Source organism: Caballeronia sp. GAWG1-5s-s (assembly GCF_023631445.1).
GTDB lineage: Bacteria > Pseudomonadota > Gammaproteobacteria > Burkholderiales > Burkholderiaceae > Caballeronia.
Genome location: NZ_JALQDC010000029.1, coordinates 1 through 16,790, shown reverse-complemented (window position 1 = coordinate 16,790; position 16,790 = coordinate 1). Strand labels below are relative to the sequence as shown.

General features: G+C 62.2%; 12 protein-coding genes. 6 read left to right on the top strand and 6 right to left on the bottom strand.

The window, feature by feature from the left end; all coding sequences use genetic code 11:
- Window positions 1–12: 12 nt before the first annotated feature.
- On the bottom strand, window positions 13–510 hold the full coding sequence (locus tag NCR34_RS21155) for a hypothetical protein (RefSeq protein ID WP_248324523.1): 498 nt from the start codon (window positions 508–510) through the stop codon (window positions 13–15).
- A gap of 221 nt (window positions 511–731) precedes the next feature.
- Between NCR34_RS21155 and NCR34_RS21150 the strand changes: the two genes are divergently transcribed.
- Together NCR34_RS21150 and NCR34_RS21145 are read left to right on the top strand one after the other, a co-directional pair.
- Window positions 732–1,436 carry a glutathione S-transferase N-terminal domain-containing protein gene (locus NCR34_RS21150; RefSeq protein WP_248324522.1) on the top strand — a complete coding sequence of 235 codons (705 nt, stop codon included), beginning with the start codon at window positions 732–734 and terminating at the stop codon, window positions 1,434–1,436.
- 399 nt (window positions 1,437–1,835) lie between these two features.
- A complete protein-coding gene (locus NCR34_RS21145) occupies window positions 1,836–2,198 on the top strand; it encodes a hypothetical protein (RefSeq protein WP_248324521.1) in 363 nt (120 codons plus the stop codon).
- A gap of 78 nt (window positions 2,199–2,276) precedes the next feature.
- Here the strand turns inward: NCR34_RS21145 and rpoD are convergent, their stop codons facing one another.
- From rpoD to NCR34_RS21120, 5 genes are all read right to left on the bottom strand, one after another.
- Entirely contained in the window at window positions 2,277–4,280 is a 2,004-nt protein-coding gene (gene rpoD / locus NCR34_RS21140; RefSeq protein WP_248324520.1) for an RNA polymerase sigma factor RpoD, read from the bottom strand.
- 188 nt (window positions 4,281–4,468) lie between these two features.
- Entirely contained in the window at window positions 4,469–5,812 is a 1,344-nt protein-coding gene (locus NCR34_RS21135) for a replication protein O (RefSeq protein ID WP_371747505.1), read from the bottom strand.
- A 284-nt stretch (window positions 5,813–6,096) separates the two neighbouring features.
- Window positions 6,097–7,068: a ParB/RepB/Spo0J family partition protein gene (locus NCR34_RS21130; RefSeq protein WP_250501042.1), complete on the bottom strand. Its 972-nt coding sequence runs from the start codon at window positions 7,066–7,068 to the stop codon at window positions 6,097–6,099.
- The gene (locus tag NCR34_RS21125) at window positions 7,069–8,247 is read right to left on the bottom strand and encodes a ParA family protein (RefSeq protein ID WP_248324517.1); all 1,179 of its coding nucleotides are present in this window, start codon (window positions 8,245–8,247) and stop codon (window positions 7,069–7,071) included.
- Between the two features lie 141 nt (window positions 8,248–8,388).
- Window positions 8,389–10,332: a site-specific integrase gene (locus NCR34_RS21120; RefSeq protein ID WP_250501041.1), complete on the bottom strand. Its 1,944-nt coding sequence runs from the start codon at window positions 10,330–10,332 to the stop codon at window positions 8,389–8,391.
- A 207-nt stretch (window positions 10,333–10,539) separates the two neighbouring features.
- Here NCR34_RS21120 and NCR34_RS21115 point away from each other — a divergent pair, with 207 nt between their 5' ends.
- From NCR34_RS21115 to NCR34_RS21100, 4 genes are all read left to right on the top strand, one after another.
- A complete protein-coding gene (locus NCR34_RS21115) occupies window positions 10,540–11,877 on the top strand; it encodes an Nramp family divalent metal transporter (protein ID WP_248324514.1) in 1,338 nt (445 codons plus the stop codon).
- A 24-nt stretch (window positions 11,878–11,901) separates the two neighbouring features.
- Window positions 11,902–13,056, top strand: coding sequence for a dienelactone hydrolase family protein (locus tag NCR34_RS21110; protein WP_248324513.1), 1,155 nt, complete (start codon window positions 11,902–11,904; stop codon window positions 13,054–13,056).
- Between the two features lie 33 nt (window positions 13,057–13,089).
- Complete coding sequence (locus NCR34_RS21105; protein WP_250501040.1) at window positions 13,090–15,414, top strand: cytochrome P450/oxidoreductase; 2,325 nt, start codon at window positions 13,090–13,092, stop codon at window positions 15,412–15,414.
- A gap of 645 nt (window positions 15,415–16,059) precedes the next feature.
- The coding region (locus NCR34_RS21100; protein WP_250501039.1) for an acetyl-CoA C-acyltransferase at window positions 16,060–16,790 on the top strand (731 nt) is incomplete at its 3' end.

Genomic DNA, 16,790 nt, shown 5'->3' with positions numbered 1-16,790 from the left:
TGCAACGCCGTTTCAATGACTGCTCGTCGTGTCGGTCGCGACCGTGCCGGCCGTGTTGCGCATGGGGCTGCCGTTGCAGAAGATGGCGGTCATCAGCATCGGCACCACTTCATGGACGACGGCCGTGCTGCCTGCGTCGCGCACGCGCGCCTCGACCGACTCCTTCGACCCGACCACGACGACGCCGTACGCCGAATCGTTGATCGGCTCGCCCTTGCCCTGCTTGAAAAGCGCGTCGCCGTGTTCGTAACCCAGCACGGCGTAGACGCGAAAGCCGTACGCGGTGAGGTCGCTGCCGTGCGTCGGCCGGAAAGCGTTGACCGAGTTGGCTTCGACGCGCATCGGGCTGGCGTCGATGTACTGCTCGTCGCGCAGCGGCGCGATGAAGCGATGCGCGCTCGACTTGCAGTCGAGTTGTTGTTCGAGCGGGTAAGCCTGCGTCACGCTGGGCAGCAATCCCCCAGCCACAGCGGCGAGCGCGGTAAGCGTTGCGAGAGGAACGGTTTTCATGGCAGCGGCAAGGCAGCGGTTGAGGAGTCTGGTCGTTGAAATCCCGGCTGTGGGCGCCGGTTTTGTCAGGAAAGCGTGGCGGATGCCGCAATTTCTGAGCCAGCTTTTGCGGGAACGCGGGACGGTGAACGCTGCGGCGGCATGTAGAACGCCATTCACCTGGTCTGCGTCGAGTGGGCGAACTCGTTATATTGAGCGATTCCCATCGAACAGGACCCGCCATGCCCGCGCTCTCCGACTTTCCGATCACCCGCAAATGGCCCGCGCAGCATCCCGACCGTATCCAGCTTTACTCGCTGCCGACGCCGAATGGCGTCAAAGTGTCGATCATGCTCGAAGAAACCGCCCTGCCCTACGAGCCGCATCTGGTGCGCTTCGATACGAACGATCAGATGTCGGCGGAATTCCTGTCGTTGAATCCGAACAACAAGATTCCCGCGATCATCGACCCCAACGGTCCCGGCGGTGAGCCGCTCGCGCTGTTCGAGTCGGGCGCGATTCTGATTTATCTCGCCGACAAGTCCGGCCAGTTGCTGCCCGAAGACCCGGCGCGCCGTTACGAAGCGATTCAATGGCTCATGTTCCAGATGGGCGGCATCGGTCCGATGTTCGGCCAGCTCGGTTTCTTCCACAAATTCGCGGGCAAGGACTACGAGGACAAGCGGCCGCGCGATCGCTACGTGGCGGAGAGCAAGCGCCTCCTCGGCGTGCTCGACGCGCGGCTCGCTGGCCGTGAGTGGATCATGGGCGACGATTACAGCGTCGCGGATATCGCGGTGTTTCCGTGGGTGCGTAATCTGGTCGGCTTCTATGAGGCGCGCGATCTCGTTCAGTTCGACGCCTACGCGCACGTGCAGCGCGCGCTCGATGCGTTCGTCGCGCGGCCGGCGGTGCAACGCGGGCTCGACATACCGAAGCGCGGGTGACGCGAAGTATCGTCGATGCATTGAGACCGTCGCGCGACGCATGATTGCGCGACGTCGGAGGAAATGCGTGAAGCATCAAGCGCTTAGCCGCTCGATGCTCAGGATATCCACATGGTTGATCACTGAAACTGTGGACAACGATACAGCGTTGTCGTGAGAGAGCCGGTCGAAAGACTCGAGAGCGAACGCGCTTTTTGCAACCGGTCCACAATAGGCGTTTCACGCGCGCATTTCGCACGACGGGCGAAACACGTTTCGCATCAACGCGTTGGCTCGGCGATGCTCAGGATATCCACACGCTTGTGCACGGAAACTGTGGACAACGCGGTGCTTTGCGACCGCTATCGATGAGCCCGGCGCGCCATGTCTCGATGCGATGCTTCGTTGGACTGCGACGCCATGAACACTCCTTCCTTCTTTGATCTCCGTAGGCGCAGCGCGCGAACGCTCGCCGCCGCCGCGCTCGTCGGTTCCGTATGCGCGGGCGCGCACGCGCAGGCGGTCGGTCAATGTCCCGGTTACGTCGAAACAGATGGCGGCAGTGCATTCGACGTCGCCGCCATCGTGAAGGACAGTGGCTCGCCACAGTCGGCGCTCGAGCGCGTGCGCCGTGCGGTATCGAAAATAGATGCAGGCGGCGGATGCTCGATCTTTGCCAACGTCCACGCTTGCGAAGAGACGGTGACGCTCGCACGCAAGGCGATCGTCGCGCTTCAGGCGTGCGCGGCGGCATCGGCGCCGAAGGGCACGACGCGCGGCTGAGCGGCGCAGGCAAAAAAAAACGCGTGCCGTCCATTGGACGGCACGCGTTGTGCCCTGCTCGATCTGCTCTATCTGAGCTTAGCGATCCAGGAACGGACGCAGCTTGTCCGCGCGGCTCGGATGCATGAGCTTGCGCATCGCCTTGCTTTCGATCTGGCGAATACGCTCGCGCGTCACATCGAACTGCTTGCCGAGCTCTTCGAGCGTGTAGTCCGACGCCGTGTCGATACCGAAGCGCATGCGCAGCACCTTCGCTTCGCGCGGCGACAGTGCGTTGAGCGCATCGTCGATCGCGGCACGCATGTTCGCGTGCACGGCAGCATCCGCCGGCGACGCGGCGCCCTGATCTTCGATCATGTCGCCGAGCGTTGCATCGGCGTCCTCACCGACCGGCGTTTCCAGTGACACCGGCTGCTTCGCGATCTTGAGAATGCCGCGGATCTTCTCCTCGGGCATTTCCATGCGCTCGGCGAGCACCGACGGATGCGCTTCCTGACCGGTCTGCTGCAGAATCTCGCGCGAGATGCGGTTCAACTTATTGATCGTTTCGATCATGTGAACCGGCACGCGGATCGTGCGCGCTTGATCGGCGAGCGAGCGCGTCACGGCCTGACGAACCCACCACGTCGCATACGTCGAGAACTTCCAGCCACGGCGATATTCGAACTTGTCCACCGCCTTCATCAGACCGATGTTGCCCTCCTGAATCAGATCCAGGAACTGCATGCCACGGTTGACGTACTTCTTCGCGATCGAAATCACGAGACGCAGGTTCGCCTCGATCATCTCGCGCTTTGCCTGACGCATCTTCAACTCGGCAGCCGTCATCTGACGGTTGATCTGCTTGAGTTGCTTGAGCGGCATCGCGACAGCGGCTTCGATGTCGATGAGCTTTTGCTGCTCTGCCTGAATGGCCGGCAAACTGCGCTCGAGCGATGCACCGTAATGCTTGGCGCTCGCCGCCGTGCGCGCCGTCCATTCGAGGTCGGTCTCATGCCCCGGGAACGACTCGACGAACTTCTCGCGCGGCATGCCGCAGCGATCCACGGCGATCTGCAGAATGCGACGTTCGATCTCGCGCACTTGCGCGACTTGCTGCTGAACGTTCGCGCACAGACGGTCGATGGTCTTCGCCGTGAAGCGGATCGATCCCAACTCGCGTTGAATCTCGGCGCGCGCGCGTTCGACCGCCTTCGTCGCTGCGGCACCCGAACCTTTCGGATGACTGGCTTGTTCGGCCAGTTCGCGCACGCGAGCGAAGATCTCGAGGCAGTCGGCCTTCAACTGCTTCAGACGCGCTTCGTTCGATGCACCCGCGTCGCCACCTTCGATGTCGCCGTCGTCGTCTTCGTCGCTATCCGATTCTTCGGCATCCGTATCGATGTCCGTCGAATCCGTCACTTCGGAGGCCGAAATTTCTTCTTCCGCTGCGTCGTCTTCCTTGAGGCCGTCGACGAGTTCGTCGATCTTGAGCTCGCCCGATTCGACTTGCGCGGCGTCCGCCAAAATGCTCGCCACCGTCGACGGGCATGCGGCGATCGCCTGAATCATCTCGTGCAAGCCGTCTTCGATGCGCTTCGCGATAGCGATTTCGCCGGCGCGCGTGAGCAGTTCGGTCGCACCCATTTCGCGCATGTACATGCGAACCGGGTCGGTCGTGCGGCCAAATTCCGAGTCGACGGTCGAAAGCGCGTTTTCGGCTTCCTCTTCCGACTGTTCATCGGTCACCACCGTCGGCGCGTTGTCGCTCAACAGAAGCGTTTCGGCATCCGGTGCTTGCTCGTAGACGGCCACGCCCATGTCGTTGAACGTGCTGACGATGGTTTCCATCGCCGCCGTCTGCGCGAAGTTGTCGGGCAAATGGTCGTTGATTTCGGCATGCGTCAGATAGCCACGCTCCTTGCCCAACTGAATCAACGCGCGCATTTGACGCTGGCGCTCTTCGTCCTGCTCCGCCGTCATCACGACATCGGGCTGCACGTTGCCGGTCTGGCCCTTTGCTTTGCCTGCGCGTCGGCCCGGCGACTTGCGCGCCGGCGCGACGATATCCAGCTCCGAATCTTCCCGATCAAAACTTGCCATACTTTCTCCTCGACAGGTTTGCTCGGCGATGACAGGTCCCCGGAAGCGAGCGTACGGCCCGCATGGATATCGAATGATTTTCGATCACGGACGGCTTGCTGAGAATCGCATCGAGCAAAGCGCGCAAACCGGCTAGTCGCGCAGCTTGCATATTTCAATCGCCTCTACAGGCGGAACCTTAGAGTATATCAGGGTTTGTTGCGACGCAGCAGATTTTTTAAAAGGTCTGCTCGTTGCGGCGAAATGTCAGACCGCATAGGGCGGATGGGCGCGGGGCCTTCCGCCCTTAACGTCTCAGACTTCTCGCTCCCATTCGATCTGGGGGCGAGGCCGACTGTTTTCAACTTGAGCAGTTGTTTGAGGGCATTGACCTGTTCCTTGCTTCGCGAGGCGCGCTTCGCGGCTGCCGACTCGAACTGGTCAGCGGGCAGGCAACGTGGCGATGCGGCCGCGTTGTTGGCAGCGCTAGCCGCAGCGGGCACGATGTGCCCGGCGTCCAAAGCAGCGATGAATTCCTCGGCCCACGATCCAACGCGTACGCGAGGACGCGCTTCATCGCGGTGATGCGCGGTCAGTTCGGTTGCGTTCGCGGAAACGACATAGCGCGTAAGTCCGTCGCGACTCTCAAACGATTTGCCGGCGATGGCGTCTGTGGCCTGCTTCACGTGGGCGTCTTTGGAGGCGCGCGTCTCTTGTTCGGCGAATTCAGCGTGAAGCGTGCGGACTCGATAGGCGTAGTCGACCGGCTTTCGCAGCAGAGCGCGCAAATAGCTGATGGGATGCTGAGCGCGTTTTAGATGTTCCCAGGTCGTCTCTACGACGTCTGAGAGGAGCTTGCCGTGTCGGCGAGCCTCGGCCATGAGTTTGAAGATCAAAAAATCACGAAATCCCAGAAGCCGCAGGCGCATGAGATCGGCAGGGAGGCGGCCCGGTTGTCTCTTTTGATTACTAGGGGATAGATCCTTATATATAGCACCGTCTGCCAGCGTGACAGACGGCGCGATCAAGAACTGGGCCGTTCTGTTGCGCGCAGGCGATCCCTGTGGCTTATGCGCCGAGTCAGTGGCGTGCTCGGAAGTTTCGGTCAATCCCAGCACGTCGGCCGCTTTGGTTGTCAGGTGCAGATAGGCTCGACCGAAAAGACCGGCGCTGCCGTATCGTGTTTGCGGGGGACGCGTAATGAACCCCGCCGCTTCGAGGTCTTCGAGGCTGCGATAGAACGTGCGCATGGACTGAAGTGCTCGGCCGGTCAAGAGTTCGCGTCGGGCGAAGATTGCTGCGAACGGCCGATTTGCATCGACGGTCCGGGCAAGGGCGGCGAGTACGGCGCGGGCGCGAGCAGGTAGCGCTGATAGGTGATTGGCGCGATGCGCCGCGCGAAAGATCACCCACGGAAGATTCGACCGATCACAAGCGTATTCGTCGAGTGCCTGTTGATCGGGTGTGGCAGTGAGTGAATTATGGTTTTGCGGACGAGAATCAACCTCGCCTGCAACGGAAAGTTGCGCGATATGCATGTCAAGTGCGTCCATTTCGAGAAATGGAGGGCAAATGCTTGACTGCCGATCGCGATCCGCTAAACTTCGAGATGTGCACTCGTGACCCGATTGGCGTCGGGAAGCGAACCGGGCGAACAGCAGTTAAGCCCGAATTCAAAAGCCTTCGGTTGGCGCCGAAGGCTTTTGTCTTTCTACAGCGTGTCGATCACATGGTTACCTCGGCCAGTTAATCACTGGTATTGGCCTATAAGGGTGGCTCTCCTGGTCTCAACCTATCAACGCACTAAGTCGTTGATTTTTAATGAGTACCTAGTAGGTCATTCCTCGGGCGCTGCTTCGCTTAGCGATTTGCTGATGAAATCCGCTATGCGCTGGCCCCACTCACTTGCCGCACTGGCGTCTTTCTCGAAGAACCGGACGCCTACCACTCCATTACGCGTTGTGACTTCGCACACCTTTCGACGCCCGGCGCGAACGACCGTCGAGCTGGGAGGAGTTGCCTTCGGTTTCTCAGCAACCAACGCGACTGCCTTGTCTTGCGTGAAGGTGTCGTCGTCGACAAGACGTCGAACCGCCTCGACAACTTTTTCGGACTTTCCGGCTTCTGCAAGCGCGGCGAGCTTCTGGGCAGCATTGCTTCCGAGGCGCTCGGGCTTCATCGCCAGGGCCTCCTTGGCCTCGTCCGGTAGCGCGTCGAACGAGAAAATCCGACTCACGTGACTTTTGCTCAAGCCCGCGCTGTCGGCGATCTCGGTACGCGAAAGTCCACTTAACTCCTGGAGCCGCTTGAAGTTCCAGTACTTCTCGAAGTCGGTCAGTGACGGCGACAGAAGGTTGGAGAAAAAAGCGGCAAACTCGATCTCGCCTTCCTCGATCGATGCGACGTTCGCGCGAATGCTACTGCGCCCCAGTTCGCGGTAAGCCGCGACCCGGTTGTGTCCCGCGACGATCTCGTAACGTCCGTCCGCGATGGACCGGACAAGAATCGGCGTAGCCAGGGCGTGCTGCGCGAGATTGCTCTTCAGTTCCTGAAATTGTTCGGCTGTGAGCTTTCTGCGACGCCCCGGCACCTCAACCAGCGCGTCGAGCGCGACCTCCAGCGCTGCGCGCTCTTCCAGTTGCGATTCAAGTTCCTTGATCCGGGCCTGCGCTGTGTTGATCCGATGCTGCGCGTCCATCAATCTGCCAGGTGACGTGCGCGGCTCGGTGTTCGTCGGTCGCTGAGCCAAATCAGATGGCTTGCTCCCAACGTTCGCAGTCTTTGCGAGGAGCCTGTCCCCAATGCCCATTTATTCCTCCTTCTGGTTCCACGCGCGGACGAACTGCGCGTCGAGATGCTCTGCGAGCCGGTCGAGCGGCTCCTTGAACCGGTTGTATGCGGCCGTGCTTCCGTCCGGTTTCGACAAGTCATACACGGTAGAGAGTTGCGCAGACGCACCCTTCGGCACCGTGGACTCTGGAATCTCGAATGGAAGTACTCGATCGCCATAGGCTTTCTGCAGCCAGCCTCGCACTACCCGGGAGACATCGTCCGACTTGGCTTTGGTCAAGATCACGTTCACGAAGTCGAATCGCTTTTGTTCGAGTACGCCCGGCAGCTTCTTCGCGATGTCCGCGAAGAGGTGCCAGAACTGCGTCGAACTCGCGAAGTCGAGCGCCTCGGGCGGGCAGGGGAGGAGAATGGCGTCGGACGCGAGGAGCGCGTTTATCGTCAGATAGCTGAGGGCAGGGGGCGTGTCGATGACGATCGCGTCGTAATCGTCCGTCAATGGCAGCAAGCCCTTTCGGACGATCTCCCAAAACTCGAAGGTGCTGTCGTTCAGTACTTTCGCCGGGATCTCGAATTCAGCATCGAAAAGCGACGAGGACGCCGGGATCAGATCGAGGTTGTGCCAGTACGTCTCCTGAACGGCATAGCGGAGCGTCTCCTGGTCACCGTAGATGAGCGGCAAGAGCGTCTGATCGTCGGAAATTTCGGCGTCCGGAGCCCAGCCGCACAGTTGCGTCGTCGTGCCCTGGGGATCGCAGTCGATTACCAAGACGCGTCGGCCGAGGAGCGTCAGCGCCTGCGCAGCCGAAACGGCGGTCGTCGTTTTCGCGACGCCGCCCTTGAAGTTCGCCACCGTGACGATTCGTCCGCGTTTGCCCTCGGGACGCCTGACGCGTTCCTTCGTCGCGCGGATCCAGGTCAGCGTTTCCTCCAGCGTGAACTGTTTACTTCGGCCCGCGCCTTTCGACGTACCCGCCGGCAACTCGCCCTTTGTCGTCAGATATTGGAACCGTTGCTTGTCGATGCCGCACAGCGAGGCGACTTGCGCGCTCGTGAAGGTCGGCGCGCTCTTGCGCGGGTACGGCTCCAGCATCGCGTCGCGGATCTGGTTGAGGATGTCAGTGGCTTGAGCGGCCACCCCCAGCAGCGTTTCGATGGAAACGGATTGATCGACTTCGGGAAGCCGGGCGCTTAACATGGAGTTCGCAGTCACTGGCGGGCCTGGGTAAGCAAATAATTCTTCGGTTTGTGGAAAACATGCTGCAAACCGAAGAATAAACGGCCAACCGGTAAACCTCAAGTAAACTCTGAAGTCGTATTCACGCCTTTTCAGGCATTTTTACAACGTCCGAGGCGCCCGCGAGGCTCCGCTAAGCGGATTCTGATGAGGATCCGAGCGAAAAGTCTCTCGTAAAAGCCGCTCGACGCCAAGTAAACGTCGCCAGCCATCGCCCTTTAGGTACAGCGATGTGGTCGAAAAGCTTGCATGCCCGAGGCCCTTGCCAATCTCGACGATGTCCGCGCCGTGCGCGCGCGCATGCGCGGAATGTGTGTGCCGCAGCCAGTGCGTGCTCGCGAGCGCGAGGCGACGCCCCGATCCAGGGACGTTTCTATCTGCAGCAGCAGCGGCGCTCGTGAAAATCGCCTTGAATAGCTTGCCGATGCCGTCGGGCGTGATGGATCCGCCGTTTCGCAACTGAGCAAGCAGCGGCGTGCCTTCCGGGCAGTCGAGCGCGCTGGGAAGTCCCCGAAGCGCGAGGTTTTCTTCTAGTGCCTCGATCACGATTGGCGGCAGAAGCACCGAACGATTTGCACGTCGCCGCGACACATGCCCGATACTCAGCCGCCAAACCGGCGCTTCGACGCCGGGGAGGCGCCCGACTGACAGCATGTCGGTCGTCGCGCTCGCCAACTCGGAACGACGCAGTCCTGTGGCGTACGCAAGCAGCAGCGCGAGGCGGTCGCGATGTTCGACGAAGGTGTACTGAGGCCGGGTTACGGCGTCGAAAACGAGCCTCCACTGTTCAAAATCGAGCGACCGCGTCTCCGCGTCGAAAATTGATGGCGTCGCCGCTCGTTCCATTCCGCTGAACGGATTCGTCGCCAGATAACTTACCTCGACGAGCCACTCGCACATTGCGGTCAATATTGAACGGGCTGTCTCCCGGCTTCGATCGGACAACGGACCGGCGAACGGCCGCCAATCGGCGAGGCACCGCTCGACACGGCTTTTCCCGACCCAACGCCCGCGACTTGGATTCGAAAGAAAAGTATGAACATACTCGCAGCAATCCGGCAAAGTCAGTGACGACAGCGGCTTGCTCTTCTCGATCAGCGCCCAAAGCAGCAGCCGTTCCGCCTCGCGCCGATAGGCCCGCCGCGTGTGCTCGCTTGCCGCGCGCGCGTCGAGCCACGCGTTGATCGCTTCGATATCGGTGCGAAGACGACAGGTTGAGCCACTCGCGCGATTCATCCCGTTCGAGCCGTCGAGCGGGGCAGGGACGCGAATCGCTTCGAGCGGCGCGATAGCAACCGCGTCACCGTTCGCGACAGGGCGCTCAGGCGCCTCCGCCGTCCACTGCCGCCGCGGCACCAGCGCCGACGGCGAAAGCGTGCGCCCGAGCGCGTCCGAGTGCAGTTGCAGCCAGTCGACGATGCGTTGCGCGCCCTTGGGCCCGAGTCGCGGCACTGCGGTGTACCACCGATGTCGGCGGCGCTCGATCAGTGCGATCAAATCCGAGATCGTCCCGATTTGTGCAGCGGCGAGCCGTGCCGCGACTGCCGGTTCGAACCATCCGTCCACCGGATGCTCCGGCCGCGGATCGTGGACGAGCGTCGCTTCCATTCTCGCAAGCGCGTCCGCCTGACGCCGCCGCAGTCGCATGTTGCGCGCGGTTCGCCGGTCCACGGTGGGCGACGCATCCGCGGGATACGCTTCCCGATACAACGCGAGCAGTTCCGCTTCGCCGAATACACCGTCCGGGTCGACGCGCTCGCGGAACGTCTCGAGCGAAGGCGCGCCCCCGGCGAGTTCAGCGGGCGTCGACGGAATACTCCCGGGGCGCAATCGAAGAAGATGGGCGGCTTCGATGTCGTGCGCACGGCGCGCGAGCACAGAAAGCGTGTCGCGCAGGGCAGCGATGAGCCGGCGCGTGCTGCGCATGTCGCTGCCCGAGTCGCCATACGATGCGTGAAGCTGCGCTTCGGACACGCCGTCCAGATAGCCGCGATACAGGGCGAAATGCTGGCGCGTGAGGCGAGGCGTTGCCGAGCCTTCATGCAACGCGCCTTCAGAACGAGAAATTTTGTGTTTGAAATCAGCCATTTGCGGCGAGGTTATCAACTCCGCGTGAAATTGACAACCTAAATCGTTACATCTGATAAGTCGAATTATCAGTGTTCAACGCCGCCGACCCGCCCGGAGCTTGTATCTTTAATCCGCCCGGCGCATATTCGTTCACTGACAAGCGCCTTACCGGAGCCCGTGCCGATGCGCGACCCTCGCCCCGTGTACAAAGATGCTCGACAGGACGATTTGCGCCCGAGTTTGCCGGAGGTCTACGCGTCGGTGCGAGTGCCGGTCGGTGGCAGTTGGTTCCGGCGACTCCTCGCGTTCGCCGGCCCGGGCTACATGATCTCGGTCGGTTACATGGACCCGGGCAATTGGGCGACGGACATTGCCGGCGGCTCGCGTTTCGGCTACACGTTGCTCGCGGTGATCCTCTTGTCGAACCTCATGGCGATCCTGCTGCAGGCACTGGCTGTCCGGCTCGGCGTCGCGACGGGGCGCGACCTCGCGCAGGCATGCCGCGATCATTACTCCCGGCCCGTCAATCTGGCGCTGTGGCTTGCGTGCGAGATGGCGATCATCGCGTGTGATCTCGCCGAGGTTATCGGCACCGCCATCGCGCTGAAGCTGCTGTTCGACATTCCGCTCGTGCTCGGCGCGCTGATCACGGCGCTCGACGCCTTCCTTCTCCTGCTCCTCGTCAACCGAGGCTTCCGTTTCCTCGAAGCATTCGTCATTGCGCTGCTGGCCGTCATCGCGGTCTGCTTTGCGTTGCAGATCGCCGCGGCGGCGCCCCCGGTCGCGCAGGTGCTGCGCGGCTTCGTGCCGTCCCCGCAAATCGTGGCGAACCGCGAGATGCTGTACCTCGCGATCGGCATTCTCGGCGCGACGGTCATGCCGCACAACCTGTATCTGCATTCTTCGGTCGTGCAGACGCGCGCCTATGGCGCCTCGGTGGATGCGCGCCGCGACGCCATCCGCTGGGCGACGATCGACAGCACCCTCGCGCTGACGCTCGCGTTATTTATCAACGCCGCGATCCTCGTCGTGGCGGCGGCCGTCTTTCATAGCAGCGGTCACGACCAAGTGGCCGAAATCGCCGACGCGTTCCATCTCCTGTCGCCGCTGCTCGGTCTCGGCATCGCGTCGACCTTGTTCGCGGTCGCGCTGCTCGCCTCCGGTTTGAATTCGACGGTGACGGCCACGCTCGCCGGCCAGATCGTGATGGAAGGCTTTCTTCAATTGCGCCTGCCGAACTGGGCGCGCCGCCTTCTGACACGATCGATCGCCATCACGCCCGTGATCGCCGTCACTGCAATTTACGGCGAAAGAGCCACCGGCCAACTCCTCGTCTTGAGCCAGGTAATCCTGTCGATGCAACTGCCGTTCGCCGTCGTGCCGCTCGTGCGCTTCGTGTCCGACCGCCAGAAAATGGGCGTCTTCGTCATCGGTCGATGGCTGGCGGCGCTCGCGTGGCTGGTCGCCGGCGTGATTGTCGTGTTGAATGTGAAGCTGCTTGCCGATACGCTGCTTTCCTGACCGACGACTCCGGAGACGCCTGACATGGCTGGGACTTTCATCGACATCGCCGCCCGCGAAGGCGGCCCGATTCGCGCGTACGTGACACGCCCGGCGCAAGGCTCGGGACCGGGACTGCTGCTCTTGCACGATGCCGCGGGCCTCGACGACTTCGCGCAATCGACCGCCGAGCGTTTCGCCGAGGAGGGGTACGTCGTGCTGGCGCCCGAGTTGGCCGGGCGCGAGCTTCGGGGCGGCGGCGTCTCGATGGAAAACCTGGCGGCAATCATCGAAGCCCTGCGCGCGCTGCCGGAACATGCGGGCAAAGTGGGCGCGGTCGGCTTCGGCGCGGGCGGACGGCTAGCCGTGCAGGCCGCGGCGAACGCGGACATCGACTGCGCGGTGGCCTACTATCCCGACGACCTCGCCGCCTGCCTCGACGACCTGCGCACCATCCGCTGCCCGATGGTTTTCCATTTCGCGGAAACGCAAGCGAGCGACGCCTTCGCCGGCAAGCCACAGATACAGCGCTATATATATAGCGGGTGCGCGCCGGGTTTTGCCGCGCCCGCCGCATCCGCTGACTCGCCATACGACAAACCTGCCGCGCTGATGGCGTACTCGCGTACGCTCGGCTTGCTGCGCGAGGTGCTCGGTCCAGTCTACGACCTCGACCGCTTGTGGGAGCAGCACTGCTATTTCGAATTCGCGACGCGCGACGTCGACGCCGTCATGCCGACCATGGTCGCCGAGCCGTACGTCAACCACGTGCCGACGATGACGGGCGGCGTCGGATACGACGAGCTCAAACGCTTCTACCGATATCACTTCGTCCACTCGAACCCTGCCGACACTAAGCTGATCCCGGTCTCGCGCACGATCGGCGCGGACCGGATCGTCGACGAATTCGTGTTTTGCGCGACGCATGATCGCGAGATCGACTGGCTGCTGCCGGGCCTCGCGCCCACGGGCCGCTATTTCGAAGTGCCGATGCTCGCAGTCGTCCGCTTTCGCGGCGACAAGCTCTATAACGAACACATCTATTGGGATCAGGCGTCGGTGCTGGTGCAGATCGGCGTGCTCGATCCGACCGGCTTGCCTGTCGCCGGTCGCGAAACGGCGCGCAAGATGATCGACGAGACCTTGCCGAGCAACACGCTGATGCGAAACTGGGCATCGAGCGAAGGAAAGCCGGTCTGACACACGAAATATATAAATAAGGAGACGAAGCTCATGGCCGACGCAAACATCGCGACACCCGCGACCCAATGCCCTTTCCATTCGACTGCGCCGAACGGCTGCCCGGTGAGCGCGCGCGCCGCGGATTTCGATCCGTTCAGCGACGGCTATCAGCAAGACCCGCCCGAGTACGTGCGCTGGGCGCGCGAAGAGGAGCCGGTGTTCTACAGCCCGAAGCTCGGTTACTGGGTCGTCACGCGCTACGACGACATCAAGGCGATCTTTCGCGACAACCTGACGTTCAGTCCGTCGATCGCGCTGGAGAAGATCACGCCGACCGGGCCGGAAGCGAACGCGGTGCTCGCGTCGTACGGCTTCGCGCTCAACCGCACGCTCGTCAACGAGGACGAACCGGCGCACATGCCGCGCCGTCGCGCGTTGATGGACCCGTTCACGCCCGAGGCGCTCGCGCATCACGAGCCGATGGTGCGCGCACTCACGCGCGAATATGTCGATCGCTTCATCGACGATGGCCGCGCCGATCTCGTCGATCAGATGCTGTGGGAAGTGCCGCTAACCGTCGCGCTGCACTTTCTCGGCGTGCCCGAGGAGGACATGGACACGCTGCGCGAATACTCCATCGCGCATACGGTGAATACGTGGGGCCGCCCGAAGCCGGAGGAGCAGGTCGCGGTCGCGCATGCCGTCGGCAAGTTCTGGCAGTACGCGGGCAAGGTGCTCGACAAGATGCGCGAGGACCCGTCCGGCCCCGGCTGGATGCAGTACGGCATTCGCAAGCAGCAGACACTGCCCGACGTGGTTACGGACTCCTATCTGCATTCGATGATGATGGCCGGCATCGTCGCGGCGCACGAGACCACGGCCAACGCGGCCGCCAACGCGATCAAGCTGTTGCTGCAACACGGCCAGGCGTGGCGCGCCATCTGCGAAGACCCGAGCCTGATTCCGAACGCGGTCGAAGAATGCCTGCGGCACAACGGATCGGTTGCGGCGTGGCGGCGGCTCGCGACGCGCGACGTGAAGATCGGCGGCATCGACATTCCGGCGGGCGCGAAGCTGTTGATCGTGACGTCATCGGCCAACCATGACCCGCATCAGTTCGCGGACGCCGATCTCTTCGACATCCGCCGCGAAAATGCCAGCGATCAGCTGACGTTCGGCTACGGCGCGCATCAGTGCATGGGCAAGAATCTCGCGCGCATGGAGATGCAGATCTTCCTCGACGAACTGACGCGCCGCCTGCCGCACATGCGCCTCGCCGAGCAGCGCTTCACGTACGTCCCGAACACGTCGTTTCGCGGGCCCGAGCATCTCTACGTCGAATGGGACCCCGCGCTGAACCCCGAGCGCACGAATCCGTCGGTGCGCGAGCCGCGCGCGGCGGTGCGCATCGGCGAGCCGTCGTCGCATGCGGTGAGCCGCGCGGTGATCGTCGAGTCGGTGTCGATGTGCGCCGATCGCATCGCGCGCGTGCGTCTCGTCGCAGCCGATGGTCGCGCGCTGCCGCGCTGGACGCCGGGCTCGCACATCGACGTCATCTGCGGCGACAGCGGCCTCTCACGGCAATATTCGCTCTGCGGCGATCCTGCCGATTCGGCCGCCTACGAGATCGCCGTGTTGCGCGAGACCGCGAGCCGCGGCGGCTCGGCATGGGTCCACGACAACGTGAAGCCAGGCGTGCACTGGCGCATTCGCGGGCCGCGCAATCACTTCCGGCTCGATCCCGCTGCGCGCAGGCTCGTGCTGATTGCCGGCGGCATCGGCATCACGCCGATCAGCGCGATGGCGCGTCACGCGCGCGAGCACGGCATCGACTATGAGATTCACTATAGCGGTCGCAGCCGCGCGTCGATGGCTTTTCTCGACGACCTGCGCGCGCTGCATGGCGAACGGCTGCGCGTGTACGTATCGGAGGAGGGCGCGCGCAACGACTTCACGGCGCTGCGCGTCGAGGCGGGCACGCAAGTCTATGCCTGCGGTCCGGCGCGCATGATGGACGCGCTCTCGACCGCAAGCGCCCGGTGGCCGGAAGGCGCGTTGAAGATCGAGCATTTCGAATCCACGCTGGGCGCGCTGGACCCGTCCAGTGAGCACGCATTCGAAGTCGAACTGCGGGATTCGGGCCTGACGTTGACCGTTCCGCCGGATCAGACGCTCCTCGCTACGCTTAGGCGCGCGAATATCGATATTCAAAGCGATTGCGAAGAAGGACTATGCGGTTCGTGCGAGATTCGCGTGCTCGACGGTGAAGTCGATCATCGCGACGTCGTATTGACTAACGAAGAACGATTAACCAATACGAGAATGATGGCGTGTTGTTCGCGAGCAAAAGGTATCAAACTGGTATTGGCGATTTAATTCAATCGCGGCAAATCGCCGCAATACATCGACATGTCATGAATGCATTCCATGTTAGATAGTCGACGTGGACAAAATCGGCTGATACTAAGCGGATAATGAAAAGGTGGCATTGAAGTGGTCCGATGCCTGACGAAACGGCCGGCGCTGCACGCGCCTGCCGACCGGCCGTTTTGCACCGGCGGGCAGCGAAGCTTTCATGCACCATTCATCAGACTAGCGCACAATTTCCGCTGCTAAACAGCAGATTTATTGCACGGCCGTTCGACGTTAGAGCAAACTACGCGCATCTTTAGTGCGGCATATCTTACCGTACATAGGGTTATTACCTAGGAATATGAAAACTTTTGTCGATGTTTTGCGTTTAGAATGACTTCTGATTGGTGCGGCGCACAAGCGCACGCCCTAACTTACTTCCCCGACCAGATGCGATTAACGCGTGCAACAGTGCATGCGGCGGACTTGCGTTTGCGTATTTTCCGCGCATCGATGCAATCGGGAGAAGGCCGTTGTCGACCTGAGAGTCTAATTAAAAGCCCATGTAAATGGGCTGCGTCGTTTGCATCGAAAGCGCGTGATTGAGTGCGCGAACGAAGCGCATGAAAACCGTGATTCACGAGTTCCGCTGTTCAACGAGGATTGAAGATGAATGACGTAGTGATCGTATCGGCCGCGCGCACCGCGGTCGGCAAATTCGGCGGCTCGCTTGCGAAGATCGCAGCGCCGGAACTGGGCGCCACCGTGATTCGCGCGGTGCTCGAACGCGCGGGTCTGAAGCCCGAGCAAATCAGCGAAGTCATTCTGGGTCAGGTGCTGACCGCGGGCTCGGGCCAGAACCCGGCGCGCCAGTCGGTTATCAAGGCCGGCTTGCCCGAAATGGTCCCCGGCATGACGATCAACAAGGTCTGCGGATCGGGACTCAAGGCAGTGATGCTCGCGGCCAACGCGATCATCGCGGGCGATTCGGAGATCATCGTCGCGGGCGGGCAGGAGAACATGAGCGCCGCGCCGCACGTGCTGCCGGGCTCGCGCGACGGCTTCCGCATGGGCGATGCGAAGCTGATCGACTCGATGATCGTCGATGGCCTGTGGGACGTCTATAACAACTACCACATGGGCACGACGGCCGAGAACGTCGCGAAGGAATACGGCATCACGCGCGAAGCGCAGGACGCGTTCGCGGCCTTGTCGCAGAACAAGGCAGAGGCCGCGCAGAAAGCCGGCCGCTTCAACGACGAAATCGTGCCGGTGTCGATCCCGCAGCGCAAAGGCGAGCCCATCCAGTTCGCCACGGACGAATTCGTGCGCCACGGCGTCACCGCCGAAGCGCTCGCGGGACTGAAGCCCGCGTTCTCGAAGGAAGGCACGGTGACGGC

Excerpts from the sequence above, each read along its gene's own strand:
- NCR34_RS21155 (WP_248324523.1), bottom strand. The coding sequence starts at position 510 with ATGAAAACCGTTCCTCTCGCAACGCTTACCGCGCTCGCCGCTGTGGCT.
- NCR34_RS21150 (WP_248324522.1), top strand. The coding sequence starts at position 732 with ATGCCCGCGCTCTCCGACTTTCCGATCACCCGCAAATGGCCCGCGCAG.
- NCR34_RS21145 (WP_248324521.1), top strand. The coding sequence starts at position 1,836 with ATGAACACTCCTTCCTTCTTTGATCTCCGTAGGCGCAGCGCGCGAACG.
- rpoD (WP_248324520.1), bottom strand. The coding sequence starts at position 4,280 with ATGGCAAGTTTTGATCGGGAAGATTCGGAGCTGGATATCGTCGCGCCG.
- NCR34_RS21135 (WP_371747505.1), bottom strand. The coding sequence starts at position 5,812 with ATGGACGCACTTGACATGCATATCGCGCAACTTTCCGTTGCAGGCGAG.
- NCR34_RS21130 (WP_250501042.1), bottom strand. The coding sequence starts at position 7,068 with ATGGGCATTGGGGACAGGCTCCTCGCAAAGACTGCGAACGTTGGGAGC.
- NCR34_RS21125 (WP_248324517.1), bottom strand. The coding sequence starts at position 8,247 with ATGTTAAGCGCCCGGCTTCCCGAAGTCGATCAATCCGTTTCCATCGAA.
- NCR34_RS21115 (WP_248324514.1), top strand. The coding sequence starts at position 10,540 with ATGCGCGACCCTCGCCCCGTGTACAAAGATGCTCGACAGGACGATTTG.
- NCR34_RS21110 (WP_248324513.1), top strand. The coding sequence starts at position 11,902 with ATGGCTGGGACTTTCATCGACATCGCCGCCCGCGAAGGCGGCCCGATT.
- NCR34_RS21105 (WP_250501040.1), top strand. The coding sequence starts at position 13,090 with ATGGCCGACGCAAACATCGCGACACCCGCGACCCAATGCCCTTTCCAT.